Annotated in this window: 32 protein-coding genes and 1 pseudogene; 26 read left to right on the top strand and 7 right to left on the bottom strand. The window is 66.6% G+C overall.

Annotated features, from left to right (window positions below; translation table 11 throughout):
- The first annotated feature begins 277 nt into the window (after positions 1-277).
- Positions 278-1,120: a DUF932 domain-containing protein gene (locus CBR61_RS09230; protein ID WP_088914095.1), complete on the top strand. Its 843-nt coding sequence runs from the start codon at positions 278-280 to the stop codon at positions 1,118-1,120.
- Positions 1,121-1,289: 169 nt separating this feature from the next.
- On the opposite strand, the gene CBR61_RS09235 is transcribed toward CBR61_RS09230, so the two are convergent.
- Positions 1,290-1,517, bottom strand: a complete 228-nt coding sequence (locus tag CBR61_RS09235) for a helix-turn-helix domain-containing protein (RefSeq protein WP_088914096.1) — start codon at positions 1,515-1,517, stop codon at positions 1,290-1,292.
- Positions 1,518-1,685: 168 nt separating this feature from the next.
- On the opposite strand from CBR61_RS09235, the gene CBR61_RS09240 reads away from it, so the two are divergent.
- The 3 genes and pseudogenes from CBR61_RS09240 to CBR61_RS17290 form a co-directional block, all read left to right on the top strand.
- Entirely contained in the window at positions 1,686-1,949 is a 264-nt protein-coding gene (locus tag CBR61_RS09240) for a DNA -binding domain-containing protein (protein WP_088914097.1), read from the top strand.
- Between the two features lie 154 nt (positions 1,950-2,103).
- Complete coding sequence (locus tag CBR61_RS09245; RefSeq protein WP_088914098.1) at positions 2,104-2,325, top strand: transcriptional regulator domain-containing protein; 222 nt, start codon at positions 2,104-2,106, stop codon at positions 2,323-2,325.
- Between the two features lie 49 nt (positions 2,326-2,374).
- A pseudogene (locus CBR61_RS17290) lies at positions 2,375-2,491 on the top strand (DUF7012 domain-containing protein); the annotation flags it as partial.
- Here CBR61_RS17290 and CBR61_RS17165 read toward each other — a convergent pair.
- Entirely contained in the window at positions 2,453-2,608 is a 156-nt protein-coding gene (locus tag CBR61_RS17165; RefSeq protein ID WP_233996689.1) for a hypothetical protein, read from the bottom strand. The pseudogene CBR61_RS17290 and the gene CBR61_RS17165 sit on opposite strands and share 39 nt — an antisense overlap.
- Between CBR61_RS17165 and CBR61_RS09250 the strand changes: the two genes are divergently transcribed.
- The 20 genes from CBR61_RS09250 (at position 2,594) to CBR61_RS09345 (ending at position 19,648) form a co-directional block, all read left to right on the top strand.
- Complete coding sequence (locus CBR61_RS09250) at positions 2,594-2,887, top strand: DUF2285 domain-containing protein (protein ID WP_233996690.1); 294 nt, start codon at positions 2,594-2,596, stop codon at positions 2,885-2,887. The two genes, CBR61_RS17165 and CBR61_RS09250, sit on opposite strands and share 15 nt — an antisense overlap.
- A gap of 134 nt (positions 2,888-3,021) precedes the next feature.
- Complete coding sequence (locus tag CBR61_RS09255) at positions 3,022-3,288, top strand: helix-turn-helix transcriptional regulator (protein ID WP_015459426.1); 267 nt, start codon at positions 3,022-3,024, stop codon at positions 3,286-3,288.
- The gene (locus tag CBR61_RS09260) at positions 3,285-3,791 is read left to right on the top strand and encodes a DUF2840 domain-containing protein (RefSeq protein ID WP_088914099.1); all 507 of its coding nucleotides are present in this window, start codon (positions 3,285-3,287) and stop codon (positions 3,789-3,791) included. Before CBR61_RS09255 ends, CBR61_RS09260 begins: the two co-directional genes overlap by 4 nt.
- Entirely contained in the window at positions 3,788-4,333 is a 546-nt protein-coding gene (locus CBR61_RS09265; RefSeq protein WP_088914100.1) for a S26 family signal peptidase, read from the top strand. Before CBR61_RS09260 ends, CBR61_RS09265 begins: the two co-directional genes overlap by 4 nt.
- Before the next feature lie 35 nt (positions 4,334-4,368).
- Positions 4,369-4,704 carry a DUF736 domain-containing protein gene (locus tag CBR61_RS09270; protein ID WP_066961547.1) on the top strand — a complete coding sequence of 112 codons (336 nt, stop codon included), beginning with the start codon at positions 4,369-4,371 and terminating at the stop codon, positions 4,702-4,704.
- Positions 4,705-4,891: 187 nt separating this feature from the next.
- A complete protein-coding gene (locus CBR61_RS09275; protein ID WP_233996691.1) occupies positions 4,892-5,620 on the top strand; it encodes a lytic transglycosylase domain-containing protein in 729 nt (242 codons plus the stop codon).
- Between the two features lie 237 nt (positions 5,621-5,857).
- Entirely contained in the window at positions 5,858-7,615 is a 1,758-nt protein-coding gene (locus CBR61_RS09280; protein WP_088914102.1) for a relaxase/mobilization nuclease domain-containing protein, read from the top strand.
- Between the two features lie 19 nt (positions 7,616-7,634).
- Positions 7,635-9,608 carry a conjugal transfer protein TraG gene (locus CBR61_RS09285; protein ID WP_088914103.1) on the top strand — a complete coding sequence of 658 codons (1,974 nt, stop codon included), beginning with the start codon at positions 7,635-7,637 and terminating at the stop codon, positions 9,606-9,608.
- Between the two features lie 8 nt (positions 9,609-9,616).
- Positions 9,617-10,045, top strand: a complete 429-nt coding sequence (locus CBR61_RS09290; RefSeq protein ID WP_088914104.1) for a CopG family transcriptional regulator — start codon at positions 9,617-9,619, stop codon at positions 10,043-10,045.
- 173 nt (positions 10,046-10,218) lie between these two features.
- Positions 10,219-11,205, top strand: a complete 987-nt coding sequence (gene trbB / locus CBR61_RS09295; RefSeq protein WP_066961324.1) for a P-type conjugative transfer ATPase TrbB — start codon at positions 10,219-10,221, stop codon at positions 11,203-11,205.
- 32 nt (positions 11,206-11,237) lie between these two features.
- The gene (locus tag CBR61_RS09300) at positions 11,238-11,534 is read left to right on the top strand and encodes a TrbC/VirB2 family protein (protein WP_224199687.1); all 297 of its coding nucleotides are present in this window, start codon (positions 11,238-11,240) and stop codon (positions 11,532-11,534) included.
- The gene (locus CBR61_RS09305; protein ID WP_054725812.1) at positions 11,534-11,806 is read left to right on the top strand and encodes a VirB3 family type IV secretion system protein; all 273 of its coding nucleotides are present in this window, start codon (positions 11,534-11,536) and stop codon (positions 11,804-11,806) included. The genes CBR61_RS09300 and CBR61_RS09305 overlap by 1 nt, the downstream gene beginning before the upstream one ends.
- Positions 11,803-14,238 carry a conjugal transfer protein TrbE gene (gene trbE / locus CBR61_RS09310; protein ID WP_088915555.1) on the top strand — a complete coding sequence of 812 codons (2,436 nt, stop codon included), beginning with the start codon at positions 11,803-11,805 and terminating at the stop codon, positions 14,236-14,238. Before CBR61_RS09305 ends, trbE begins: the two co-directional genes overlap by 4 nt.
- Positions 14,235-14,951, top strand: a complete 717-nt coding sequence (trbJ, locus tag CBR61_RS09315; RefSeq protein WP_088914105.1) for a P-type conjugative transfer protein TrbJ — start codon at positions 14,235-14,237, stop codon at positions 14,949-14,951. Before trbE ends, trbJ begins: the two co-directional genes overlap by 4 nt.
- Before the next feature lie 4 nt (positions 14,952-14,955).
- The gene (gene trbK-alt, locus CBR61_RS09320) at positions 14,956-15,207 is read left to right on the top strand and encodes a putative entry exclusion protein TrbK-alt (RefSeq protein WP_088914106.1); all 252 of its coding nucleotides are present in this window, start codon (positions 14,956-14,958) and stop codon (positions 15,205-15,207) included.
- Positions 15,204-16,508, top strand: a complete 1,305-nt coding sequence (gene trbL, locus CBR61_RS09325; RefSeq protein WP_088914107.1) for a P-type conjugative transfer protein TrbL — start codon at positions 15,204-15,206, stop codon at positions 16,506-16,508. The genes trbK-alt and trbL overlap by 4 nt, the downstream gene beginning before the upstream one ends.
- Before the next feature lie 5 nt (positions 16,509-16,513).
- Positions 16,514-17,197 carry a conjugal transfer protein TrbF gene (gene trbF, locus CBR61_RS09330; protein ID WP_088914108.1) on the top strand — a complete coding sequence of 228 codons (684 nt, stop codon included), beginning with the start codon at positions 16,514-16,516 and terminating at the stop codon, positions 17,195-17,197.
- Positions 17,194-18,210, top strand: coding sequence for a P-type conjugative transfer protein TrbG (gene trbG / locus CBR61_RS09335; protein ID WP_088914109.1), 1,017 nt, complete (start codon positions 17,194-17,196; stop codon positions 18,208-18,210). The genes trbF and trbG overlap by 4 nt, the downstream gene beginning before the upstream one ends.
- Entirely contained in the window at positions 18,207-19,430 is a 1,224-nt protein-coding gene (locus CBR61_RS09340; RefSeq protein ID WP_088914110.1) for a TrbI/VirB10 family protein, read from the top strand. The genes trbG and CBR61_RS09340 overlap by 4 nt, the downstream gene beginning before the upstream one ends.
- Positions 19,427-19,648: a DUF2274 domain-containing protein gene (locus CBR61_RS09345; protein ID WP_088914111.1), complete on the top strand. Its 222-nt coding sequence runs from the start codon at positions 19,427-19,429 to the stop codon at positions 19,646-19,648. Before CBR61_RS09340 ends, CBR61_RS09345 begins: the two co-directional genes overlap by 4 nt.
- Before the next feature lie 14 nt (positions 19,649-19,662).
- Here the strand turns inward: CBR61_RS09345 and CBR61_RS09350 are convergent, their stop codons facing one another.
- The 5 genes from CBR61_RS09350 to CBR61_RS09365 form a co-directional block, all read right to left on the bottom strand.
- Positions 19,663-19,971, bottom strand: a complete 309-nt coding sequence (locus CBR61_RS09350) for a hypothetical protein (protein WP_088914112.1) — start codon at positions 19,969-19,971, stop codon at positions 19,663-19,665.
- Positions 19,972-20,002: 31 nt separating this feature from the next.
- Positions 20,003-20,926, bottom strand: coding sequence for a LysR family transcriptional regulator (locus CBR61_RS09355; protein WP_088914113.1), 924 nt, complete (start codon positions 20,924-20,926; stop codon positions 20,003-20,005).
- A 98-nt stretch (positions 20,927-21,024) separates the two neighbouring features.
- On the bottom strand, positions 21,025-21,366 hold the full coding sequence (locus CBR61_RS17295; RefSeq protein ID WP_420705648.1) for a Rap1a/Tai family immunity protein: 342 nt from the start codon (positions 21,364-21,366) through the stop codon (positions 21,025-21,027).
- A 72-nt stretch (positions 21,367-21,438) separates the two neighbouring features.
- On the bottom strand, positions 21,439-21,786 hold the full coding sequence (locus tag CBR61_RS09360) for a hypothetical protein (RefSeq protein ID WP_066961352.1): 348 nt from the start codon (positions 21,784-21,786) through the stop codon (positions 21,439-21,441).
- Between the two features lie 73 nt (positions 21,787-21,859).
- Positions 21,860-22,717, bottom strand: a complete 858-nt coding sequence (locus CBR61_RS09365) for a DUF1259 domain-containing protein (protein WP_233996692.1) — start codon at positions 22,715-22,717, stop codon at positions 21,860-21,862.
- Between the two features lie 286 nt (positions 22,718-23,003).
- Here CBR61_RS09365 and CBR61_RS09370 point away from each other — a divergent pair, with 286 nt between their 5' ends.
- Together CBR61_RS09370 and CBR61_RS09375 are read left to right on the top strand one after the other, a co-directional pair.
- Positions 23,004-23,672 (top strand): response regulator transcription factor, encoded by a 669-nt coding sequence (locus tag CBR61_RS09370; protein WP_088914115.1) that lies wholly within the window; start codon positions 23,004-23,006, stop codon positions 23,670-23,672.
- A gap of 7 nt (positions 23,673-23,679) precedes the next feature.
- On the top strand, positions 23,680-25,050 hold the full coding sequence (locus tag CBR61_RS09375) for a sensor histidine kinase (protein ID WP_172835941.1): 1,371 nt from the start codon (positions 23,680-23,682) through the stop codon (positions 25,048-25,050).
- The last annotated feature ends 27 nt before the right edge of the window (positions 25,051-25,077 follow it).

Here is a 25,077-nt window from a genome sequence, read left to right on the forward strand (position 1 = left end):
CCTTTCCAGCGCTTCCGCACCCTAACCACTTTGCGGTTGCAGTTCTCCTCTCGGCTGGCTGGCGTGATCCGCAGCGGTTGTTGCTTAAGTGCTTGGGGCTCTGCCCCCAGCGCCCTTCGGAGCGGCTTCCGCCCAGCTTCCTCCACGCGCGAGCGCGTTCCGTGCAGCCGGTTCCCCGCGAAGCCGCCCACTCCGGTTGCACCCCCGGTCTCGCCGACGGGCAGGGTTTCAGCGCGGCGCTCCGCTGCGCGGAAACCCAAGCCCAAGGAGTTCAGCCATGTATCATCAGCTTGCCACCCGGTTCGGCCGCAACGCCCATCAGATCAGCGGCCGGGAGCCGCTCGACAACGAGGCGCTGTATCGCCACGTCCCTTCCATCTTTGCCCGTGAGGCGCACGACAGCCGCTCTGAGCGCTACGTCTATGTTCCGACCATCGACATCGTGGAGGGACTGCGCCGGGAAGGATGGTTCCCGTTCTTCGCCGTTCAGTCGGTTCCCCGCGACGGTTCGCGCCACGGCCACGCCAAGCACATGCTGCGCCTGCGCCGGGATGATGGTATCGGCAAGCCCGAGGCCGCCGAAGTTATCATCGTCAACAGCCATGATGGGACCAGTGCCTATCAGATGTTCGCCGGGATGCTGCGTTTCGTTTGCACCAACAGCATGATTGCGGGCGAGCGGTTCGAGGAAGTCCGCGTGCCGCACAAGGGCAATATCGAGCATGATATTATCGAGGGCGTCTATACCGTAGCGGAGGACTTCCCCCTGCTGATCGACGCCAGCGAGTCGATGAAGGCTATCCAGCTTTCTCCGGACGAGCAGCGCTTGCTTGGCGAGGTGAGCCTTGTTGCCCGCTACGGCGACGACGAAAGCCCGATTCGGCCCGAGCAGATCATCGAGCCGCGCCGCCGCGAGGATGCAGACCGCAGCCTTTGGACCACCTTCAACGTCATTCAGGAGAATGTCGTTCGGGGCGGATTGCAGGGCCGCAAGCGCAATGCCCAAGGTCGTATTCGCCGCGCGCAAACGCGCGCCATCAACGGCATCGACCAGAACGTGACGCTCAACCGTGCGCTATGGACGCTCGCCGAGGGGATGCAGCGCTTGAAGGTGGCGTGAGCCGCCGCCGCAGGGCCGAACTTCCGGCCCTGCGGCCCTGCTGACGCTACTCTGAACGCTACCGGCCCGCCCGGATCGGCGGCGGCCGCGCGTCCCAAGGTCCGCGCGGCCGCCGCTAAATTTGCGCTCGCCGGGCCGACGCCCGGCTCGCGATCAGGAATGGTGAAAGTCAGTCCGGCTCGGTTTCATCGGGATAAACGACAAGATCAACAGGCGCGACGCCAAGTGCCGAGGCCAAATGGAACAGAGTGACGACGGTCGGATTGCGGCGGCCTCGCTCCAGGTCGCTGACATATTGCTGCGTGAATCCCGACGTCTCGGCGAAACGCTCTTGGGTGAAGCCCTTCTCCTTTCTCAGCCTGGCGAAGTTCATCCCTACGAGGCGGCGCATGTCCATGCGCGCGAGGCTGGACGATACACCCGAGGCGGTTTATCCCATATAAGGTGTATCGACCGAGACACCGTTGTCCGTCGCTGCCCAAAGTGCATGGAACGATGCAGGTCTTGCGCATGAATAGCGCTCGGATTTGAGCTAGGCTGGTTAACGAAACAGGACTCGCGCGTCATGAGCAACAAGCATTTCGAGGACCGCGCGCCGGACGTATCGCAGCTCACCGCCTATGACGAAAGCCATCTTGTTGACTATTTGCGCTTGCTCGACGCGGACGAGGCGGGCGCTGACTGGCGCCAAGTCGCCACGTCGATCTTCGGCGTCGATGCGACCGCCGAGCCGCATAGGGCGAGGGCGATGCACGCCAGCCATCTCGCCCGCGCGCGCTGGATGACGGAGGTCGGCTACGCCCATTTGCTCGGCGTGACGAGCCGCTAAATCTTTAATTTTTGGTCCGTTTTGGAGCAACTGGATCGCGACCGCCGCCGCGTTGTTGGCATGGTTGTGCGCAACCTTCGCGCTATCGCACAAAGCTGGCTGTTACATGGTCGCATCCTCTCTAACTCGCGCGAAGCGCGGCCAGGAGGATGCAATGCCAACGCCGCATAGCCGGCGCTCACGACGCGACGGCAATCTGCGTGAAGCGATCGGACGCGCCGACATAGCCGCCGAATTTCTACGCCGAAATCGCACCTATCGCGCCGAACACGCGCAGATGCAGCAGCGCATCGCGGACGGCGCCGTCGCGAAGAACGCCGCCGAGGCGGCGTTCGCGCGGCGCTGGGGGTTGTCCTTTCGCGACGGCGCCGGATGACCTCTCAGAGCCGGTCCCCTGGCGCCCGGAACTGACCGCCGTCACGGTCATCCTCGACGCAGCGCCGGAAGGATTCGACAGCGCTTCGCCGGTCGATCCTCGCGCACTCGGCGCGCTGCTCGCCGACCTAGCCGGCATCGACGGACGCCATGTCATCGTCGCCGACGCGGCGGGTGAGCATCGGCTGTGGCTGCGCGATCCGCAGCCCGGCCGGCCGCTCGCTGCCGTCATCCCGCTCGACAAGGATTTTGTCACCCGCATCGCCAGCTTGCTGCGCTTCCATCGCCGCCTGCTCGGCCGCGCCGCCGGGCCGCTGCCGCGCGGCTGGCCGCTGACCGCCTATCGGCTCGCCCGGCTCGACCTGATGCTCCGCGCGCTCGACCTGCGCGACGGCGGCGCGACCTATCGCGAGATCGCGGTGGCGCTCGGGCGCGACGAGGCGGCGCGGCTGTCCGCGAGCGATTGGAAGATGTCCGCCGCGCGGTCGTTCGTCGTCCGGCTGGTCCGCGACGGCATCGCCATGATGAACGGCGACTACCGCAAGCTGCTCCGCATCCGCTGATCCGCTCCCCGCTGCCACCCCGCGCGCGGGGGGTGGGGGGCACATCCGTGCAGCCGCACATCTTCATACCCCACCCGGCCGCCTCCCTTCTGACAATTACGCCTCCTGCCGCCACCGCCCGCAGGAGCCGTCACTTGTCCGATACGCCCACCAACCTGCCGCCCCGCTTCCTCCGCACGCCGGAAGCCGCCCGCTTCCTTGGCCTCTCCGGCCGCACCCTGGAGAAGCACCGCTATTTCGGGACCGGGCCGGCCTACCGCCGGATCGGCGGGCGGGTGGTCTATTCGGTAGATGACCTGCGCGCCTGGGCCGACATCGGCATCAAGCATTCGACCTCCGATCCGGGGCAGGACGACCTCATGCCGCGCGCGGATTCGGCCATCGCGCGGAGCCGGCGATGACCGTCCCGCCGTCACCCATGCGCCACCGCCAGCCATCCGATGACGGCATGATCCGCGTCGAACTGACGTGGATCGAGAAGCGGATCGAGCACTGGATCAGGTTCGGCCGCATCGCCGTGGACGAGATCGTCGATCGCCGCCGTCGTATCGTCCGCTTCCGGCCCGGCGCCATTTTCGCGTTCGTCCGCTGGACGGCGAACGACTACGGCACAGTCAGCTCCCGCATCGACATCGTGCGGGCGGTCCGTGCCGGCGAGCCATTCACGACGCTGCCGTTCGTGGGGCCGGGCGGCGACATCCTGCTCAAGATCGAGGGCTGGCCCAAGGTTAGCCAAGTGCTCGCGGCGATCGACGCGACCGAGGCGGCCGGCGTCGATCCGTGCGACGCCGCGCCGGATCATTGGCGACATGTCGCCAACCGCATCGCCGCCGGACATCAGCCGCGCCCCTACACGCTGGAGCGTCATCGCGCCTGGCTCAAGCGCCGGGAGATCGAAGGATGACGCGCCGGGGCTGGACCATCGCGACGGCTTCCGCCGCGTCACTGTTCGCCGTGTCGTTCACCGTCGTCGCGGTGCTCGACCCGCTGCCGCGCGTTATCTGGAACGCCAGCGCGAGCGCGCCGCTCGGCCTCTACCGCATCGAGCCCGACCGCGATCCCGCCATCGGCGCGCTGGTCGCCGTGACGCCGCCCGCGCCGCTGGCGCGGTGGCTGGCCGAGCGCGGCTATCTCGGCGAACGCGTGCCGCTGTTGAAGCATGTCGCGGCTAAGGCCGGGCAGCGCGTGTGCCGGATCGGCGCCGTGGTGAGCGTCGATGCACGGCCCGTCGTCGTCGCCTTGGGGCGTGATGGACGAGGCCGGTCGCTGCCTGTCTGGCAGGGCTGCCGCACGCTGCGCGCCGGCGAGGTGCTGATGCTCAATCCCGATCACGCCGACAGCATGGACGGCCGCTATTTCGGGCCGCTGCCGGCCTCGACCGTGCTCGGTCGCGCCGTGCCCGTGCTGACCCGCGACACCCCGAACGCGCCGCTCGCGTGGCGCTGAACCCGCTTGTCCCTGCCAACCCAAAGGAGAGTCCCATGCAGATCGGCAGCTTTTTCCGCACCGCCAGCGGCTACGAAGGCATCATCGAGACGGCGACGCTCGACATCCGTATCTCGATCGTTCCGGCCGAGCCGAGCGACGCCGACAAGGCGCCGGACTGGCGGGTCCATCGCGGCGATAGCGGCGAAGGCCCGGAGATCGGCGCAGGCTGGAACGAGACTGGCGAACGCGCCGGCGATTACGTCTCGCTGCGCATCGACGATCCCGCCTTCGCGCAGCCGATCCGCGCCGCCCTGTTCCAGAGCACGGGCGACAAGTCGGCCTGGTCGCTGCGCTGGAACCGCCAGCCAAAGTCGCGCGAGCAGGACTGATCCGGTGCGCTTGTCCATCATCCCTTTGTTCGCGGGAAAGCCGTCTCATCCCTCCGTCCCGCTCGGTCGCAGGCCGGCCGGGGCGCGCAGCGAAGGTCAAGGGCGGCCGCAGGCCGGCGCAGCGCGCGCACCCTTGAGCGTAGCGAGCACGCTGGCAGGCTGGCGGCGGAGTGGAGTCGGATCGGCGTTGGCGTTGGCCGTCGCGCTGCTGTCCGGCGGGGCTGCGCCGGTCGCGGCGACGGCGCAGGATTTGCCGGCCGCGCGATCGGCGGCGGTTCATCCCTACGCCGGCCACGTCGCCGATGCCGCGCGGCGGTTCGGCATCCCCGAGGCATGGATATGGGCGGTGATGCGCGTCGAGAGCGGCGGCAACTCGCGCGCCGTGTCGCGCGCGGGTGCGATGGGATTGATGCAGATCATGCCCGCGACCTGGGCCGATCTTCGCATCCGGCATGGCCTTGGCGCTGACCCCTTCGACGTGCGCGACAACATTATGGCGGGCGCGGCCTATATGCGCGCGATGCACGACCGCTACGGCAACGCGAGCGCGATGCTGGCGGCCTATAATGCCGGGCCGGGCCGCTACGACGATTATCTGTCGCGCGGCCGTCCGCTGCCGCCCGAGACGGTCGGCTACCTCGCCCAGCTCGCGCCCATCGCAGGCACGCCGGGCACGCCTGAAGTCGCGGTGTCTGCGCCGCCCGACCCTTTCGCATGGCGGCGTGCCGCGCTGTTCATCCGCACCGCAAGCGCCTCGCCCGAAACCGTTTCCGTGCAGTCAGACGGCGAGGAGCCCGCGTCGGAGCTGCCAGCCGATGGACCGACATCCGGTGACGTTCGCTCCGCAGGTTCGCCTTCGAACGAGCCGGGGGACACGCTGTTCGTGCCCCGCGCCCGCGCGGGCCGACCGCAATGATTTGCGTATCATCCCCATCATCCGTCCCGAGCAGGAAAGTGGCTGGGGAGGGAGAAAACGGCAGGGACAGACGAGGGCAAGATATAAGCCGCACCCCGTTTCGCCGAAAAGCCAAGGCTTTTCCGTGGCTTCACGCGGGGCGTCGGTCGGCGCGCGTGCCGCGCGGAAGGGAAAAGCAAGCAAAATCAACGTCTCGAATGGCACCACGGGCCATTCACGGCCGAAAGCGGTCCGGCCGTGAGTGAGGACAACGAGTTTCGCATCCGGCCCGGCAAGGCCAAGCGCGGCAAGGCGCAAGGCCGCAACGCCCGTGGCCTGGTGGCCGAGGTGCTGCGCGTCGCGGCGATCCACAGCGGCGGCCGGCGCACCGGGGGCAGCCCGCGCCGAGGTGGCCAATCCAGTTTCGGCCGGGGACGCACCGCGTTTGCCCGCAGCCGGCTATTCGGTTCGGGCCGCCGAGTGATGGTGAAGGCGCTACCCGTGAGCCATCGCATTCGCGGCGGCCGGCGCATGGCGCCACTGTCCGCGCACGTCGCCTATTTGAAGCGCGAAGGCGTCACCCGCGACGGTTCGCCGACGCGCATGTTCGACGCGGCCGGAGACAATGCCGACGATCGCGCCTTCACCGAGCGGTGCAAGGATGACCGGCATCATTTCCGCATCATCGTCTCGCCGGAGGACGCGGCCGAGCTGACCGACTTGCGCGAATACACCCGCGATCTCGTGCGGCAGATGGAAACGGACCTGGGGACGCGGCTCGATTGGGTCGCGGTCGATCATTGGAACACCGACAACCCGCACGTTCATATGCTCGTGCGCGGTGTCACCGACACCGGCGCCGATCTCGTCATGGCGCGGGACTATATCAGCCACAACCTGCGCTCTCACGCCGAGGAACTGGCGCATGCCGAACTTGGGCCGAAGCCTGAGCATGAAGTGCAGCGCGCGCTCGACCGCGAAGTGACTGCCGAGCGCTGGACGCAGCTCGATACAGAGATCCAGCGCACCGCCGACGAGCTGGGCGTTATCGACCTGCGTCCCGAGCGGCCCGGCCCGGACGACCCGCGCCTGCGCCGGCTGATGGTCGGCCGGTTGCAACACCTTGAGACGATGGGGCTCGCCGCCGAGGGCGAGCCAGGCCAATGGGCGGTCGCCGAGGGAACGCAGACGAAGTTGCGCGAGCTGTCCGCGCGCGGCGACATCATCCGCACCATCGGCCAGGCGCTTAAGGATCAGGGGCAGGATCGGCCGCTCGACAGCTATGCCGTCGTGAACGGCGCGCCGGAGAAGCCTATCGCCGGCCGGCTCATCGACAAGGGATTGCACGATGAGCTGACCGGCGCCGCCTATGCCGTGATCGACGGCACGGACGGTCGCACGCATCATGTCCGCTTGCCCGGCATCGAGGCGCTGGAGCACAGCCCCAAGCTCGGGGGCATCGTCGAGTTGCGTGCGGTCGGACGGGGCGGCGCGGACAAGCCGACGCTGATTTTGGCGACGCGATCGGACCTAGACCTCGCCGCGCAAATCAAGGCGCCCGGCGCGACCTGGCTAGACCATCGGCTGATCGAGCGCGGCGCCGGCGTCGCGGACAGCGGGTTCGGCGGCGAGGTGCGCCGGGCGATGGACGCCCGCACCGATCATCTTGTCCGCGAAGGATTGGCCCGGCGCTACGGCGAGCGCGCAGTGTTCGAGCGCGGTCTGATCGACACGCTGCGACGGCGCGAGCTGGACTCGGTTGGCGCGAAGATCGCGGTCGAGACCGGGCTGGCCTATCGGCCGACGCAGGCCGGCGAGAAGGTCGCCGGCATCGTCCGCCAGCGACTCGCGCTCGCGTCCGGCCGCTTCGCCATGATCGACGACGGTCTCGGCTTCCGCCTCGTGCCCTGGGCCAGCGCCCTCGAACAGCAACTCCGCCGCCAAGCATCCGGCGTCATCCGCGACGGCGGCGGGCTCGACCTGATGATGGGCCGCAAGCGCGGCCTCGGCCTCTAGCCAGCGCAAGGAGACAAGCATGTCCGCGACGAAAATCCTATGGGGCCAAGTCATCACCGTGTTCCTGATAGTGCTCGCCGGCGTATGGGGCGCGACGCAGTGGACCGCCGCCGCGCTCGCCTATCAGCCCGAGCTTGGGCCGCCGTGGTTCGTCGCCTTTGGCTGGCGCATCTATCCCCCGCCGGCCTTCTTCTGGTGGTGGTTCAGCTTCGACGCCTATGCGCCCGACATCTTCAAGATCGGCGCGTTCATCGCCGCCTCGGGCGGGTTCGTATCGATCGCCGTCGCCATCGGCATGTCGGTGTGGCGCGCCCGCGAGTTGAGGAACGCCGAAACCTATGGCTCGGCGCGCTGGGCGAGCGAGAAGGAAGTCCGCGCCGCCGGGCTGCTCGGGGCCGATGGCGTTGTGCTGGGAAGGCTCGGCCCCGACTATCTGCGCCACGATGGCCCCGAGCATGTGCTGTGCTTCGCGCCGACCCGTTCGGGCAAGGGCGTCGGACTGGTCATACCGTCGCTGCTGACCTGGCCGGGCTCCGCGATCGTCCACGACATCAAGGGCGAGAACTGGCAGCTCACCGCCGGCTTCCGCGCGCGGCATGGGCGAGTGCTGTTGTTCGATCCGACCAACGCCGCGTCGGCCGCCTACAACCCGTTGCTGGAAGTACGGCGCGGCCAATGGGAGGTGCGCGACGTGCAGAATGTCGCCGACGTGCTGGTCGATCCCGAAGGCAGTCTCGAGCGCCGGAACCATTGGGAGAAGACCTCGCACTCGCTGCTGGTCGGCGCGATCCTGCATGTCCTCTACGCCGAGCCGGACAAAACCCTTGCCGGTGTGGCGTCGTTCCTCTCCGATCCGTCGCGCACGATCGAGCAGACCTTGGCCGCGATGATGGCGACGCCGCACCTGGGCGAAGCCGGTGTGCATCCCGTCGTCGCCAGCGCGGCGCGCGAGCTGCTGAACAAATCGGACAACGAGCGATCTGGCGTGCTCAGCACCGCCATGTCGTTCCTCGGGCTCTACCGCGATCCGGTTGTCGCGCGGGTCACGCGGGCGTGCCAATGGCGCATATCGGATCTGGTGGAGGGCTTGGCGCCGGCGACGCTCTATCTGGTCGTGCCGCCCAGCGACATCTCGCGCACCAAGCCGCTCATCCGCCTCATCCTCAACCAGATCGGGCGCCGGTTGACCGAGGAGCTGACCCCGAAGGGCAACCGCCATCGCGTGCTCTTGATGCTCGACGAGTTTCCCGCGCTCGGCCGGCTCGACTTCTTCGAGTCCGCGCTGGCGTTCATGGCCGGCTACCAGCTCAAGGCATTCCTGATTGCGCAGTCGCTCAATCAGATCGAGAAGGCATACGGCCCTAACAACGCGATCCTCGACAACTGCCATGTCCGCGTGAGCTTCGCCACCAACGACGAGCGCACCGCCAAGCGCGTGTCCGACGCGCTCGGCACGGCAACCGAGATGCGGGCGATGAAGAACTATGCCGGGCACCGGCTGTCGCCGTGGCTCGGGCATCTGATGGTGTCGCGATCGGAAACCGCCCGTCAGCTCCTTACCCCCGGCGAGGTGATGCAGCTCCCGCCTGATGACGAGATCGTGATGGTAGCGGGCGTGCATCCTATCCGCGCGAAGAAGGCGCGCTACTTCCAGGACCGCCGCCTGTCCGAGCGGATCACCGATGCCCCCAAGCCGGTCGTGACCGCAGCCCGGCCGGACGACTGGACCGGGCGCTCGGCCGCCGCCGATCCGGCCGACGTGGCGCGGATCGTCCGGGCTCAGGAGGATGCCGCCAACGGCGGGCTGCGCCGTGAGCCCGAATTGCCCGAGCACGTTGCAATCGCGCCGGAAACATCGCCGCCCCCGGCGCAGGAGTTTGCGATTGTCGATGACGAACAGGATGACACGGCTCGGCAAGCTGCCGTCCGGCGCCGGATGCAGGGTCTCGCGCGTCAGGCATCGCTCGACCCCGGCGACGGCATCGAGCTGTAGGAGCGATCATGCGGACCCGCCTCAATGTCTATTTCTCGCCAGCGCTCGCCAAGCAGGTTGACGAGCTGGCGATCCGTCGCCGTATCTCCCGCTCGGCGATCGTGGAGGCGGCGGTCGCCTCCTACCTCTCGCCGGATAGCGCCGACCGCATGGAGGCGGCGTTCGCTCGACGGCTCGATCGCTTGTCGCGTCAGGTCCAGCGGCTGGAGCGCGACACCGGACTCACGATTGAGGCACTGACATTGTTCGTGCGGTTCTGGCTGACGGTGACGCCGCCATTGCCCGACGAGGATCAAGCGGCCGCGCAAGTGAAGGGGCGCAAGCGCTACGAAGGTTTCGTCGAGACGCTCGGCCGGCGCTTCGCCAGCGGCAAGAGCTTGATAGACGAGATACCGGAAGATGTCTGGCCGCGTTCCGCGTCGTCCGAGTCGGACTGAATAGACACGCCAACGACCCGATAGTCGAAAAGCAATTCCGCCGCCGGCAACGTATCTGCCGCCCCCTCTACTACGCCCGCAAGTAGCTGTTGCGGCGGAAGTATTTGTGCGTCTCTTGCTGTGCCCCGACAGCCGGGCGGCGGTTCGCCCGGCCCTTCGCAGGGGCCAGTGCCTTGACCGTTCACCCGATCCGATCCGAGGCCAAGACGCGCGGCGCGCGGATGCTGCGCACCGCGCTCGGGCCGTCGATCGCGGCATGGCTGGACGACCCGGCCGTGATCGAAGTGATGCTGAATCCGGACGGGCGGTTGTGGCTCGATCGGCTCGGTGAAGGAGTCAGCGATACCGGCGAGACGCTGACCGCCGCCGATGGCGAACGCATCGTGCGCCTGGTCGCGCATCATGTCGGCGTCGAGGTACATGCTCGCAGCCCCCGCGTGTCGGCCGAGCTGCCGGAGGGTGGCGAACGATTCGAAGGCTTGCTGCCGCCCGTCGTTGCGGCTCCCGCCTTCGCTATCCGCAAGCCCGCCGTCGCGGTGTTTACGCTCGACGACTATGCGGCGGCTGGGATCATGTCGCCGGCCGAGGCCGCAGCGCTGCGCGATGGCGTAGCAGCCCGCGCGAACATCCTCGTCGCGGGCGGCACCGGCAGCGGCAAGACCACGCTCGTCAACGCGCTACTTGCCGAAGTCGCCAAGACCACCGACCGCATCGTTCTGATCGAAGACACGCGCGAGCTGCAATGCGCCGCGCCCAACCTCGTCGCCATGCGGACGAAGGACGGCGTGGTGTCGCTGTCCGAGCTGGTCCGCTCGTCGCTGCGGCTCAGGCCGGATCGCATCCCGATCGGGGAGGTGCGCGGCGCCGAGGCGCTCGACCTCATCAAAGCCTGGGGCACCGGCCATCCGGGCGGTATCGGCACCATTCACGCCGGCACCGCCCTTGGTGCGCTCCGCCGCATGGAGCAGCTCGTTCAAGAGGCTGTCGTGACGGTCCCTCGCGCGCTGATCGCCGAGACAATCGACCTGATCGCCGTGCTGGTCCGTGACGCGCATGGCCGGCGTCTCGCCGAGCTGGCCCGCGTCGAAGGACTCGACGCCGCGACCGGCGACTACCGCCTTACCCCGCTTCCCAAACCCCAGCCCGGAGACCTGCCATGATCCATGCCATTCGGCATGGCGCGCGTCGCGCCATGCTCGCCACCACCGCCAGCGTCGTCGCGCTGACCTTTGCCGTTCCGGCCCACGCGGGCGGATCGTCGATGCCGTGGGAAGCGCCGCTGCAAAGCATCCTCGAAAGCATCGAGGGGCCAGTGGCGAAAATCGTCGCGGTCATCATCATCATCGTGACCGGCCTGACGCTGGCTTTCGGCGATACTTCCGGCGGCTTCCGCCGGCTGATCCAGATCGTGTTCGGCCTCAGCATCGCCTTTGCCGCGTCGAGCTTCTTCCTGTCGTTCTTCTCGTTCGGCGGCGGGGCGTTGGTCTGATGCAGGACGCAGCCGAGCCGATCGCGGGTTTCTATGCCCCCGTCCACCGGGCGCTGACCGAGCCGATTTTGCTCGGCGGCGCGCCGCGGTCGCTCGCCATCGTCAACGGGACGCTGGCCGGCGCGATCGGGCTCGGCCTGCGTCTTTGGATCGCCGGCCTAGTCATTTGGGCGATCGGCCACGCGCTTTCCGTATGGGTTGCACGACGCGATCCGCAGTTCGTGGACGTGGCCCGGCGCCATCTCCGCTTCCCGACATGGATGCAGCCATGATGAGCTTGCGCGAATATCGCAGCAAAGCCGCGCACCTTGCGGACTTCCTGCCCTGGGCCGCGTTGGTCGGCGAAGGCGTCGTGCTTAACAAGGACGGGTCGTTCCAGCGCACCGCACGCTTCCGCGGCCCCGATCTCGACAGTGCGACGCCGGCCGAGCTGGTCGCCACCACGGCGCGCTTGAACAGTTCGCTCCGGCGCCTGGGCTCCGGTTGGGCGATCTTCGTGGAGGCGCAGCGCAGTCCCGCGCTCGATTACCCCGAGTCCGAGTTTCCCGATCCCGTTTCTGCGCTGGTCGATATGGAGCGCCGCGAGCAGTTCCGTGAGGAAGGCGCGCATTTCGAGAGCGCCTATTTCCTGACGCTGCTTTGGATGCCGCCGGCCGAGGAAGCCGCGCGGGCCGAAGGCTGGCTTTACGAGGGCCGGTCCACCACCGGCGTCGATCCGTGGGAGCTGCTCAAAGGCTTCACCGATCGCAGCGACCGCGTGCTCAATTTGGTCGAGGGTTTCGTGCCCGAGGTCCGCTGGCTCGATGACGGCGAGACGCTGACCTACCTCCATTCGACGATTTCGACGCGGCGACAGCGTGTGCGCGTGCCGGAAACCCCGATGCACCTCGACGCGCTGCTCGCCGATGAGCCGTTGACCGGCGGGCTGGAGCCTTGCCTGGGCGACCATCATCTCCGCACGCTCACCATTACCGGCTTTCCCAGCTCCACGTTTCCGGGGCTGCTCGACGAGCTGAACCGGCTGGCGTTCGGCTATCGCTGGTCCACGCGCGCGATCATGCTCGACAAGACCGACGCGACCAAGCTGCTTACCCGCATTCGTCGCCAGTGGTTCGCCAAGCGCAAATCCGTCGCCGCCATCTTGAAGGAGGTGATGACCAACGAGGCGAGCACGCTGCTCGACAGCGACGCCTCGAACAAGGCCGCCGACGCTGACACCGCCTTGCAGGAGCTGGGCGCCGACTATGCCGGCATGGCCTACGTCACCGCCACGGTGACTGTATGGGATCGCGATCCAGCCATCGCGGCCGAGAAGCTGAGGCTCGTCGAGAAGGTCATTCAGGGCCGCGACTTCACCGTCATCCCCGAGGGCATGAACGCGATCGAGGCGTGGCTGGGCAGCCTTCCCGGTCACACCTACGCCAATGTTCGCCAGCCCCCGATTTCCACGATCAATCTCGCCCACCTGATCCCCCTGTCAGCAGTATGGGCGGGGCCGGAACGGGACGAGCACTTCGGTGCAGCCCCCTTGCTCTACGCAAGAACCGAAGGCTCGACCCCGTTCCGGTTTTCCCTTCACGTCGGCGATGTCGGCCACACGCTGATCGTCGGCCCGACCGGCGCCGGCAAATCGGTGCTGCTCGCGCTGATGGCGATGCAGTTCCGCCGCTACGAGAACAACCAGGTCTTTGCCTTCGACTTCGGCGGCAGCATCCGCGCCGCCGCGATCGGCATGGGCGGCGACTGGCAAGATCTCGGCGGAATGCTTGCCGACGAAACCGGCGACGGGGTGCAGCTCCAACCACTCGCCCGCATCGACGATCCGGCCGAACGGGCGTGGGCGGCGGAATGGCTGGCGGCGATCCTCGCGTCCGAAGGCGTCGCGGTCGATCCGCAGGCCAAGGAGCATATCTGGTCGGCGCTCAACTCGCTGGCGTCGGCGCCGGTCAGCGAACGCACGCTGACCGGCCTTGCCGTGCTGTTGCAGAACCAGCAGCTCAAACAAGCGCTCGCCTCGTATTGCATCGGCGGGCCGTGGGGCCGGCTTCTCGACGCCGAGGACGAGCGCCTGGGCGAAGCCGCCGTGCAGGCGTTCGAGACCGAAGGACTGGTCGGCGCCGGCTCTGCCGCCGCCGTTTTGTCCTACCTGTTCCACCGGATCGACGGGCGGCTGGACGGCTCGCCGACACTCATCATCATCGACGAGGGCTGGCTGGTTCTCGACAGCCCGGACTTCGCAGCGCAACTCCGCGAGTGGCTGAAGACCCTTCGCAAGAAGAACGCTAGCGTCGTCTTTGCCACGCAGAGCCTTGCCGACATCGAATCGTCGAGCATCGCCCCGGCCATCATCGAAAGCTGCCCGACGCGCATCTTCCTGCCGAACGAGCGCGCCGCCGAGCCGCAGATCGCCGCCATCTACGAGCGGTTCGGGCTTAACGCCCGCCAGATCGAAATCCTCAGCCGGGCGACACCCAAGCGCGACTATTATTGCCAGTCCCGGCGCGGCAACCGGCTGTTCGAGTTGGGGCTGGGCGAGGTCGCGCTGGCCTTCTCAGCCGCGTCGGCCAAGGCCGATCAGCTCCGCATCGCCGACATCATCGAAACCCACGGCCAAGCTGCTTTCGCGGCCGAATGGCTGCGCCATCGCGGCTGCGCGTGGGCGATCGAGCTTCTTCCCCCCAGCCAGCAGGAGTTACCGCTATGACCCGACTTCCCCTGCGCCGCGCCATTCTGGCCGGCGTCCTCGCCACCGCGACCATCGCGCCGATTATGGCGCCCGTGCCGGCCTACGCGCAGCTCGGCGGGATCGTCTATGACCCGACCAACTACGCGCAGAACGTGCTGACCGCGGCGCGCACGTTGGAGCAGATCAACAATCAGATTCGCCAGATACAAAATCAGGCGACTTCCCTGCTCAACGAGGCCCGCAATCTGGCGAGCCTCCCGCAATCCTCGCTCGCCGAGTTGCAGGGCCAAGTGCGCCAGACCCAGCAGTTGCTCGGTCAGGCGCAGCGCATCGCCTACGACGTCGGCCAGATCGACCAGGCATTCACCAGCCGATACACGGCCGGCGCCATGTCGGTCCCGCAACGGCAGCTCGTCGCAAACGCGCGCGAGCGGTGGGAGACCAGCGTAGGCGCGTTTCAGGACGCGCTCCGCGTTCAGGCCGGAGTCGTGGGGAATATCGACGGCTCGCGCGCGACGATGGACCGCCTCGTGTCGGCGAGCCAATCATCTCAAGGCGCGCTCCAAGCGGCTCAGGCCGGCAACCAGCTTCTCGCGCTGCAATCGCAGCAGCTCGCTGACATCGCGGCATTGCTGGCCGCCCAAGGCCGGGCGCAGTCGCTGGAGGCGGCGCGAAATGCAGCCGCCGAAGCTGAGGGGCGCGAGCGCCTGCGCCGCTTCCTCGGCAACTGAGCCGATGTCGGCTGCCGCCAAGATTGCCGGCGTCGCCACGCTGGCCGGGTTCATGATGACGGTGGCGGTCATCGCCGCCGTCACCGAGCCGCGCGTGCCGGAGGCGGTCAACGCCGCAGCGACACGCGCCGAGCGCGACCCGTTGGCGGCGGAGTTGGCGCGTTGCCGCGCGCTCACCATGCCGGACTCAGGCTGCGAGGCGGCATGGGCGGCGCACCAGCGCCGGTTCTTCGGAAAAGAAGGCACTCAGCCGTGAACGACACCGGCGTCATTGACAACTTCCTAGAGGTTTTCACGACCTACATCGACAGCGGGTTCGGGCTGCTCGGCGGCGAGATCGCGTTCCTCTCAACCACGCTGATCGCCATCGACCTGACGATTGCCGGCCTGTTTTGGGCGTGGGGCGCCGATGAGGACGTGCTTCAACGCCTCATCAAAAAGACGCTCTACATTGGCGTCTTTGCTTTCATCATCGGCAATTTCTCGACGCTGGCGACGATCGTGTTCCAGTCCTTCGCAGGGCTCGGTTTGAAGGCAACGGGCGATTCCATGAGCATCGCCGACTTCATGCGCCCCGGTTTCATCGCCGCGACCGGCTTGGACGCGGGTGAGCCGCTGGTCGTTGCCGCAGGCGAGCTGGTCGGTCCAATCTCATTCTTCACCAACTTCGTGCAGATCGTGGTGTTGCTGCTCGCTTGGGCGCTTGTCGTCATCGCCTTCTTCATTCTGGCGATCCAGATTTTCGTGACGCTGATCGAGTTCAAGCTGGTGACGCTCGCCGGCTTCGTGCTGTTGCCGTTCGCCTTCTTCAACAAGACCGCCTTCATGGCCGAGAAGGTGTTAGGCCATGTCGTCTCTACCGGCATCAAAGTTCTCGTGCTCGCCGTCATCACCGGCATCGGCACGACGTTGTTCAGTCAATTCACCGCCGCCGCTGGCCCTGAGCCCACGCTGGAGCAAGCGATGTCGATCGCGCTCGGCGCGCTGTCGCTGCTTGGCCTGGCGATCTTCGGCCCCGGCGTAGCGAACGGCATCGTTTCAGGCGGGCCGGCCCTGGGCGCGGGCGCAGCCGCCGGGACCGCGCTTGCCGCAGGCGGCGCGCTGGTCGGTGGTGCAGCCGCCGCACGCCTCGGTGCCGGTGCGGCCGCAGGCGCGATCGGCGGCGCGGCACGAGGGAGCGCCTTTGCGTCCGGCGCCGCCAGCAGCGCCTATGCGCTCGGCTCGGCAGGCAAGACCGGCGCATCCGCCGTCGCGGGTGGCGCGGTCGGCGTCGGTCAAGCAGCGGCGGGTGCGGCGATGTCCCCGCTTCGGAAAGCCGCCGCGTCCCTGAAAGACAGCTATCGCTCCGGCGGTCGCGCCGCAGTCACGGCGACGGGAGGCACGATTTCAGGCGGCGCTTCGCCATCGGCACCAGTCTCCGACGACAGGCCCGCTTGGGCATCGGCCATGAAGCGCCGCCAGACCATGACCCACGGCGCGACGATCGCCGCCCACACCCTGCGTTCCGGCGACGGCGGGGGAAGCGGCTCGTCCGTCGATCTCCATCAGAAGGACTAGCTGCCATGTTTCGACGACCGACCATCCGCTACGGCCAGACCCCCGAACCGACCACGCCCTATCAGCGGGCCGCCCAAGCCTGGGACGACAGGATCGGTTCGGCGCGCGTGCAGGCCAAGAACTGGCGTCTCGCATTTTTCGGCACGCTCGCCCTTTCGGGCGGCCTGGCTGGTGGCCTCGTCTGGCAATCGGCCCGTGGCCATATCGTCCCTTGGGTGGTGCAGGTCGATCGGCTCGGTGAGGCGCAGGCGGTCGCGCCGGCCGAGGCCGGCTATCGCCCGAGCGACCCGCAGATCGCGTTCCATCTCGCCCGCTTCATCGAGCAAGTCAGGAGCGTGCCGGCCGATCCGGTCATCGTTCGTCAGAACTGGCTTCGCGCGTATGACTTCACCACCGATCGGGGCGCGGTCGCGCTCAACGATTACGCTCGCGCCAACGACCCGTTCGCCAACGTCGGGCGGGTGCAGGTGGCGGTGGACGTGTCCAGCGTCATCCGCGCGTCACCGGACAGCTTCCGCGTCGCCTGGACGGAGCGCCGCTATCAGGACGGCAGCCTCACCACCACCGAACGCTGGTCGGCGATCCTCACCATCGTCGTACAGCCGCCTCGCACGCCAGACGCACTTCGCAAGAATCCGCTCGGCGTATTCGTCAATGCCCTCAACTGGTCAAAGGAGCTGTCGCAATGACCGGCATTCCCTTCCGGCGCGCCGTCACAACCGCGCTGCTCGTTTCCACCTCCACACTCGCCGGCTGCGCCACTACATCCGCCCGGCCGCCCGCCATCGCATACGACGATCCGCCGCGCGAAGTGGCCGCGACGCCGGCCGCGGAGCCGCCGCGCCCGGTGGAGATCGTTACTATTCCCGAACCGCTCCCGCTTCCCGGTCAGCTCAAGCCAATGCCGGATGCGCCTCGCGGGTCGGAGCCTGCCGATCCCCGTAGGCGCGTCGGCGACGCAAACGCCGCCGCGCGGGTGCAGCCGGCGCGTGACGGCTTCCTCAATGCCATACAGCAATATCCCTGGGCGGATGGTGCGCTCTATCAGGTCTATACTGCCCCCGGCCAAGTGACGGACATCGCCTTGCAGGAGGGCGAGCAGCTCGTTGGACCCGGGCCAGTCGCGGCCGGTGACACCGTTCGTTGGATCATCGGCGACACGATCAGCGGCGCGGGCGCGACCGCGCGCGTCCACATCCTCGTCAAGCCGACACGGGCGGACCTCGCCACCAACCTCGTCATCAACACCGATCGGCGCACCTATCATCTGGAGCTGCGTGCGACGCCCGCGACCTACATGGCCTCAGTGTCATGGACCTACCCGCAAGATCAGCTCATCGCGCTACGCGGCGGCAACATCGCCGCTGCGGCGGTCGCGCCGGCCGCGACCGGCGTGGATGTGACTTCGCTCAATTTCCGTTATCGCATCGAGGGCGACCGCGCCCCGTGGCGTCCCGTTCGTGCGTTCGACGACTCCGGGCAGGTGTTCATCGAGTTTCCGGCGGGGATCTCGCAGGGCGAGATGCCGCCGCTGTTCGTTACCGGCGCGGCCGGGGACGCCGAGCTAGTCAATTATCGCGTGCAGGGCCGCTACATGGTGGTGGACCGGCTTTTCGCCGCCGCCGAGCTGCGCCTGGGCGATCGGCGCAATGAACAGCGCGTCCGCATCGTGCGCGACGATGGACGGGAGCGGCGGCCGTGAACGATCGCACCGACATTCCCTCCACCGAGCCGGCCGCGCCGCAGCCGCTTCCCGCCGATCCAAAGCCATTCCAGCTTCGAGGCGATCCACCCCGCGTCATGCGTCTGTCCCGAAAGGCGCTGACAGTCATAGGCGTGGCCGCCGGCCTCGGTATCGGCGGCTCGCTGATCTACGCGCTCAAACCGGCTGGTGAACGGCAGGCGGAAGAACTCTACAACACCGAGAGCCGCGCCACGGCCGAGACCATCACCTCGGGACCGAGGGACTATGCTCAAGCGCCGCGCCTTGGGCCGCCACTTCCCGGCGACCTCGGCGGCCCGATCGTGTCCGCCCAGCAGCGCGGCGAGAACGTGCCCGTGCCGCCGATCGGCACGCAGCCGGCGCAACCTGATCCGCGCGTGCAGGCCGAGGAGGCTGCGCGTCAGCGCGCCCAGCAGGAACGCGACGCTGCCCGCATGAGTGGCGTATTCCTCGGCGGCAACGCGGGCAACGCTGGAACGGCGCCGGCCCCATCGCTGATCTTGCCCGACCAAGCCGCTCAGCCATCGCAGCAGGCGAGCGCAGGGCAGGGCGATCAAGCTGGCCGGCGCGCTTTCATGGCGCAAGCCTCGAACCAGCGAACGGTGAGCGCGGAGCGGCTGACTGCACCCCCGTCGCCCAACATCGTGCAGGCCGGAAGCATCATCCCGGCGGCGCTCATCACCGGGATCAGGTCCGATCTGCCCGGCCAGATAACGGCGCAGGTGACGCAGAACGTCTATGACGGCCCGACAGGCCGCATCTTGCTCATCCCGCAAGGTGCCCGGCTGATCGGCGAATACGACAGCGAGATCACCGCCGGGCAGACCCGTGTTCTCCTCGCCTGGGACCGGCTCATCATGCCGGACGGGCGCTCGATCGTTCTCGAGCGCCAGCCCGGCGCGGACGGCGCTGGGTTCGCGGGCCTACAGGACCGCGTGAATCAGCATTGGGGCAATCTGCTCAGGGCGGCGGCCGTCTCGACGCTGCTCGGCGTCGGCGCCGAGCTGGGAGCCGACAGCGAGGATGATTTGACCCGCGCGCTTCAGCGCGGCTCGCAGGACACGATCAATCAGACCGGCCAGCAGATCGTTCGGCGGCAGCTCAACGTGCAGCCGACCCTCACCATCCGGCCGGGCCATCCGCTGCGCGTGGTCATCACCCGCGACCTGGTGCTCGAACCTTTGGGAGCGACACGATGACAAAATTGAAGCTGGGGCCATTGGTGGACGATCGGCCTGTCAAACTGACGGTGGAGCTACCCGCCGGGGTCCACCGCGATCTTGTCGCCTACGCCGCCGCGCTCGCGGCGGAGACCGGCCAGCAACCTATGCCGCCGGAAAAGCTGGTGGCGCCTATGCTTGCGCGTTTCATGGACACCGACCGCGGCTTTCGTCGCCACCGCGCGCAAGGCCGTTAAGGGGTTCCCGGCTTTCAGTTGCCGGTGAAGCGCTTGAAGCGATCCCGGCTATCGGCCTCAATGACAGCCTGTTCCGCATTGGCGCATTCATCACCGCGCGCCGAGCCGTCACGACACCCTGCTACGATCTGCCGAGCCTCGTCGAGATTGGCCGCAAAATACTGCGTCCCGCGCGCTGCGGTCGGCTGAGGCGCGGCGGGAGCCGGACTGACGGCGACCGCTGTTTGGCGAAGAGGGGCGAGGACCGGCCGCAAGACAAAGCCGCCTGCGAAACCGATGACTAAAGTAACAAGAACGATGATGATGGTCCTGCCTTGCGACATGGAAATTAACTCCGCCAACTGGCCGTCTATTTTACCGGACTCTTGTCGAGAAATCGAAAGACAGGGCATAGCGGGTCTTGATGAATCCAAGAAAGCGCCGCAACGCTGGATTGCGATTGTCGTCTCGCCAGCAACCCGAGTATCCTGTCAGTGCCGGCCCTTGTTCGCCATGAATTGGCCGATAGACGACACTAGGATAGATCGCTCCGGTCGATCCCTCGCAGACAATGGTAACGCCCGAGTTGGCGCCGAGGATGCTCAGCACGGTCTCACGGCTCGCCCGCGACATCCGGATGTCAGGCTTACCGCCGGAGATCGGAAGTCTGCCAAGCAGCATGTCGCGGATTTCCGGGCCGGGATCGGCCGCGGGCAGAAGGAAGTGCTCGCCCCGAAGATCGGTCCAGTGAATGATGTCACGTTGAGCCAACGGATGTGAGGCGGGCAACGCGGCTAGCATCCGCTCGCTCCATAGCGGCTCGCAGCGAAACCCGTTGTGGCTGGGCGTCCCCATCAGGATCGCTATGTCGATTTCGCCCGTGTCGAGCCCAGCGAGCAGAACGCTGCGATCCGCCTCGACGCATTCCAGTTCGACGTCAGGATGCGCTTCGCGCCAGCTAATGAGGGTCGCTCGGAGATTGCCGGCGGAGACCGAACTATTATACCCGAGCAATAAACCGCCAGCGCGGCCCTGGCCGGCTGCGAGCATCATGGTGACTAGCTTGTCTGCCGTTGCCACCATTGGTCGCGCGCCACGAATGAACGCGGCTCCGGCGAGCGTCGTTTTGACCCCAGCCCGCGACCGCTCGAAGATAGACATTCCTATCGAGCGCTCCAATTTCGAGATGGAGCGACTGAGGGTCGATTGTTCAATATCAAGTGCCCGGGCGGCTCTGTAAAAACTACCATGATCCGCAGCGGCGATAGCATAACGAAGCTGGCGGATTTCAAAGGGCAAGCAGAACTCCTTACTCCGTTCAGTGATATCAGATACCTGCCAGAAACAACCCTATCTGAGCGCCGCTGCGGAGCGATTGGGAATGACGCAACTTCCTCCTATCGTCGCGGCGCGCAAGGCCAAGCTTCAGCCAATGCTTGTTCGGCGCCAGCGACCATGTGAACGTCCATGAAGTAGGTATTGTCTTCTGCCCAGCGCAGATAGGCTGAACGCAATCTATTCCGATCGTAACGCGGCGCCCCACACTCGCTACCCCGCGCCACTATCATCATGTCCAGCACGCCTTGAAGGTACGCGCCGCACGCTGGGTTGTTGGCGCGACAACTTGCAACAAGTTCAGAGCCGTTCGTGTGAGTCGGTTGTTCCTGCGCATAACTAGAAGCAGCGAGCACGACGGATGATAGACACGCTCCGATGCAATAACCGATAGTCCTAAACATACTTGATCCTCGGATGTTGTGGTCAAGGAATGGGCCTTACCCTCATTCAGGCCCATTCAGGCGACTGAGAGTTCAGTCGCCATCCTCATCGCTGTCGTTTTCATTCCCGAGGATTTGGCCTGTCGGCGTTACGAACAGCTCCACGTTCTTGCCAGCTTGGTCCTTGCCTTCGATCTCGTAGAGCGTGCTGCCGTCCGCCTTTCTGGTCACCAGCTCGGCTTCGCGGACGGACGCGAGTCGTGTGCGTGCGGCGTTCATCGCGGCCGCCGGCACCTGGTCGAGTGCGACTTCTTCCTCGCTATGCTCGCCGATAATGCGGTTTTCGTTCGCCTCATGGTTCTGCTGCGCCGCGAGCGCCACGCCTGCCACCGCCAACACAGCAGCGCTGGCTCCGATGACGAGAGTTCGTTTGCTAGCCATGTTCCGTTCCACTTCCTTCGGGGCCGGGGGATGAACGGGCGGCGGTCGCGGCCCGACTGGCCGTCGTCCGATCTTAATTTTGTCGATTGTTCATTGTGTCGAGTGCCGAGCGGAGACCGCGTGCGAGCTTTGCCGCGTCGTCATTGGCCCAGAAGTGCAGGAAGAACAGGCGCGGGTCGTCGTTCAACATATGATTGTGAAGCGCGGTGACTTCGATCCCGTTCGCTCGAAGCGCTCGAAGGACGGGGTCTACTTCGCTCGCGATGAGGACGAAATCGCCCGTGATCGCCGCCTTGCCGCCGCCGGTAGGCTGAAAATTGATTGCGGTCGCGGTTCCCATTGATTGAGGCGTCACCATGCCGCCATCCATGAGCCGCTCCGCACGAGGAATACTGTATTGCAGAACGCCGCCATTGACCCTGCCTTCGGCTCCCATCAGCTCGTCCAGAGCATCGGAATTGAGATCGAGGCGGGAGGGTGCTCCCGCGCCAGGAGACGGTGGAGACATTGGGGTGCGGCTTGCGGCAATGGCTTGGCGCAACGCCGCCGCCAGCCTTACCGGATCGCCATGCGCAGCTATGTGCATGTACATGGTGCCGGGCGCAGACCGCAGCAGGTGGTTGTGGAGCGCGGTGATGGTGAATCCGCCTTGCAAAAGGCGGGTCATCACGGGGTTCACTTCCTCGTGCGTGAGCACAAGATCGCCCATTACCATCACGTCGTCGCCCATCGGCTGAAACGCGGCCCAGGAGCCGAGCGCCAGCGAAGGCTCTATCGAGACGCCATCCAAGACAACGCGCAGGTCGGAGCGAGGAAATCCGTAGCGACGAACTCCGTCGGCCTGCTCGACGCCGACGCGCCCCAGCGCGGCGTCAACCTTCGTCCATTCCGGTGCCGCCCAAGCAGGCGCGGCTAGCAGCAGCGTGGCCAACCCCGATAACAACACCGTTCGCATAGTTTTGCTTCAACTCCTGATGCATAATGACATGCTGGTCGATGCTTCTTCGGGCACGCCAAGGCTGCGAGACTCATGCATCGGCGCGGACCGCAAGGCACCTTGTAGATTCACAAGGTCCGCTGGCGGCATTTTGCACTAGAACGCGCAAACATACCCTTGTGCGAAAGCGGCCGGCGGCAAACGACATTGGCGCGCACTGTCGATGCTGCTCGCACAAGGCTATGGTTCTCCAACAACGCAGAGGAGATGCCTCCGCACTATGCGCCTGCTACTGATCGAGGATGACGAGGATACGGGGAGCGCTGTCGTTGAAGCGCTGCGTGCTCGCGGTCACGCCGTCGATTGGGAGGAAGATGGGAAAAGCGGACTTGATCGCGCCGCGGGCGGTGCCCACACGTTGCTGATCGTTGACCGAATGCTGCCAGAGATGGATGGGCTATCGGTAGTCACCGAGCTGCGCCGTCGCCAAGTCGTGGCACCCGTGCTGATGCTCACGGCGCTAGGCTCAGTGGGCCAACGGGTCGAAGGTCTTGAAGGTGGAGCCGACGACTATCTTGTCAAGCCGTTCGCGATCGCCGAACTGGTCGCGCGCGTTGAAGCGCTGCAGCGCCGCGCGGTCGGCCCGCCCAGCATCCTCTCGCTGGGCGATCTGACGCTCGACCGTCTCGCTCGGACGGTGCGGAGAGGCGACACGCCGATCGAACTAATCCCGCGCGAATTCCAACTCCTCGAACTACTGATGCTGAACTCGCCGGCCGTGCTTACGCGATTGATGCTGCTGGAGACCGTGTGGAAGTTCCGTTTCGATCCCGGCAGGAACCTCGTCGAAAGCCATATCAGTCGGCTGCGAGCAAAGATCGATCGCGGTGACGATCCCCCCCTGATCCATACCGTGCGTGGGGAAGGCTATGCCGCTTGGAGTGATTAGGCGGCTGTTGCGCTCGACGGTGTCGCGTCTTGTTGCCCTCAACGCGCTGCTGCTCGTCATAAGCATGGCGGCCGGCGCGCTCGGCGGCTGGGTCGCAACGCGCGGGGTCGTCGAACGGGAGGCTCGAAACCGCATCGAGCTAGAGTCGCACGTCATCGCCGTCGAGGCGAACCGGGGAGGGCTCGATCGCGCACTGGCCATGATCCGGACGAAGGCCGAATGGCCGGGTTCGCCTGAGTATTATCTAATTGGGCCAGATGGACGCACGCTGATCGGCGACCTTCAGGTGGTCCCGCGAGAGACCGGTTGGCATTTCGCCGATCAGCCTTCGCCGCGACCTGGCGTCGAGGGCCTTCATTTACTGGCGCTGACTCAACGCCTTCCCGATGGCTCACTTCTGATCGTCGGGGAGGACATGGAGCGAAGCGAAGCAATCCGCGACGCTGTTTTTGGAGCCACTCTGATTGCTGGCGGAATCGCGTTGGTCTTTGGCATCGTCGCAGGCCTCTTCGCCACGCGGCAGACGCTCCGCCAGATGAAGCGGATCAACGTCACTGTCCGCGCGGTCGAGGGCGGAGATCTCTCTGCGCGAACTGGAGCTCCAGTTCACGCGCGCACCGATCTTGATCAGCTCGCGTTGGCGATCGATCGAATGCTCGACCGAATCGACACGCTCGTCGCCACGATCCGCCGCGTGTCGGCGGAGGTCGCGCATGACCTGCGCACGCCGCTGACACGCGTGAGGCACGCGGTCGAAACGGCGCTCGCGCAGCCTGATGGCGAGAAACGGACCGCGGCGCTGGGACGGGCGATGGCCGGGCTGGACGAGGCGCTCCGTCTGTTCAGCGCGGTGCTGGAGTTGGCGGAAATCGATGCCGGTAATGCTCGCGCGCGATTTGAGCCGATCGATCTGGCGGAGATCGTGGACCGGGTGGTGGATGCCTACCGTGCGGAGATTGAGGCTTCCGGCCGCCACATCTCGGTCCGCTCCGTTCGCACGGCGGTCGCCGGTGACGCCGACCTGCTGGCGCGCGCGCTCGCCAACCTGATCGAGAACGCGCTCAAATACTCCCGTGAGCACGCTCGGATCGATGTTTCGGTCACCAAGCACGCCGGCACGGTGACGATGGCGGTCGCGGACGACGGTCCTGGCGTAACCGATGGCGAGGTCGAGGAGATGTTGCGCCCGTTCGGGCGCTTGGACCGAGCGCGGCGTAAATCCGGCAACGGTCTCGGCCTCGCGATCGCCGACGCCGTGGCTCGGCTGCACCGCGGAACACTGATCTTTGCGCGGCTCCAGCCGGGCCTTGCCGTCGAAATCAGACTACCGCGGGAATTGGCGGAGACGGCCGCCTTGAATGCGCATCGCGCTAACTAAGCGCGACCAAAAACGCTCCGCTAGTCC

Source organism: Porphyrobacter sp. CACIAM 03H1 (genome assembly GCF_002215495.1).
In the GTDB taxonomy this organism is placed as follows: Bacteria; Pseudomonadota; Alphaproteobacteria; order Sphingomonadales; family Sphingomonadaceae; genus Erythrobacter.

Excerpts from the sequence above, each read along its gene's own strand:
- trbE (WP_088915555.1), top strand. The coding sequence starts at position 11,803 with ATGATGAGCTTGCGCGAATATCGCAGCAAAGCCGCGCACCTTGCGGAC.
- CBR61_RS09235 (WP_088914096.1), bottom strand. The coding sequence starts at position 1,517 with ATGGACATGCGCCGCCTCGTAGGGATGAACTTCGCCAGGCTGAGAAAG.
- CBR61_RS09240 (WP_088914097.1), top strand. The coding sequence starts at position 1,686 with ATGAGCAACAAGCATTTCGAGGACCGCGCGCCGGACGTATCGCAGCTC.
- CBR61_RS09285 (WP_088914103.1), top strand. The coding sequence starts at position 7,635 with ATGTCCGCGACGAAAATCCTATGGGGCCAAGTCATCACCGTGTTCCTG.
- CBR61_RS09290 (WP_088914104.1), top strand. The coding sequence starts at position 9,617 with ATGCGGACCCGCCTCAATGTCTATTTCTCGCCAGCGCTCGCCAAGCAG.
- CBR61_RS09345 (WP_088914111.1), top strand. The coding sequence starts at position 19,427 with ATGACAAAATTGAAGCTGGGGCCATTGGTGGACGATCGGCCTGTCAAA.
- CBR61_RS09360 (WP_066961352.1), bottom strand. The coding sequence starts at position 21,786 with ATGGCTAGCAAACGAACTCTCGTCATCGGAGCCAGCGCTGCTGTGTTG.
- CBR61_RS09300 (WP_224199687.1), top strand. The coding sequence starts at position 11,238 with ATGCTCGCCACCACCGCCAGCGTCGTCGCGCTGACCTTTGCCGTTCCG.
- CBR61_RS09230 (WP_088914095.1), top strand. The coding sequence starts at position 278 with ATGTATCATCAGCTTGCCACCCGGTTCGGCCGCAACGCCCATCAGATC.
- CBR61_RS09270 (WP_066961547.1), top strand. The coding sequence starts at position 4,369 with ATGCAGATCGGCAGCTTTTTCCGCACCGCCAGCGGCTACGAAGGCATC.
- trbF (WP_088914108.1), top strand. The coding sequence starts at position 16,514 with ATGTTTCGACGACCGACCATCCGCTACGGCCAGACCCCCGAACCGACC.
- CBR61_RS09370 (WP_088914115.1), top strand. The coding sequence starts at position 23,004 with ATGCGCCTGCTACTGATCGAGGATGACGAGGATACGGGGAGCGCTGTC.
- CBR61_RS09265 (WP_088914100.1), top strand. The coding sequence starts at position 3,788 with ATGACGCGCCGGGGCTGGACCATCGCGACGGCTTCCGCCGCGTCACTG.
- CBR61_RS09245 (WP_088914098.1), top strand. The coding sequence starts at position 2,104 with ATGCCAACGCCGCATAGCCGGCGCTCACGACGCGACGGCAATCTGCGT.
- trbJ (WP_088914105.1), top strand. The coding sequence starts at position 14,235 with ATGACCCGACTTCCCCTGCGCCGCGCCATTCTGGCCGGCGTCCTCGCC.
- trbK-alt (WP_088914106.1), top strand. The coding sequence starts at position 14,956 with ATGTCGGCTGCCGCCAAGATTGCCGGCGTCGCCACGCTGGCCGGGTTC.
- trbG (WP_088914109.1), top strand. The coding sequence starts at position 17,194 with ATGACCGGCATTCCCTTCCGGCGCGCCGTCACAACCGCGCTGCTCGTT.
- CBR61_RS17165 (WP_233996689.1), bottom strand. The coding sequence starts at position 2,608 with ATGGAAGCGCAGCAAGCTGGCGATGCGGGTGACAAAATCCTTGTCGAG.
- CBR61_RS17295 (WP_420705648.1), bottom strand. The coding sequence starts at position 21,366 with ATGTTTAGGACTATCGGTTATTGCATCGGAGCGTGTCTATCATCCGTC.
- CBR61_RS09350 (WP_088914112.1), bottom strand. The coding sequence starts at position 19,971 with ATGTCGCAAGGCAGGACCATCATCATCGTTCTTGTTACTTTAGTCATC.
- CBR61_RS09260 (WP_088914099.1), top strand. The coding sequence starts at position 3,285 with ATGACCGTCCCGCCGTCACCCATGCGCCACCGCCAGCCATCCGATGAC.
- CBR61_RS09305 (WP_054725812.1), top strand. The coding sequence starts at position 11,534 with ATGCAGGACGCAGCCGAGCCGATCGCGGGTTTCTATGCCCCCGTCCAC.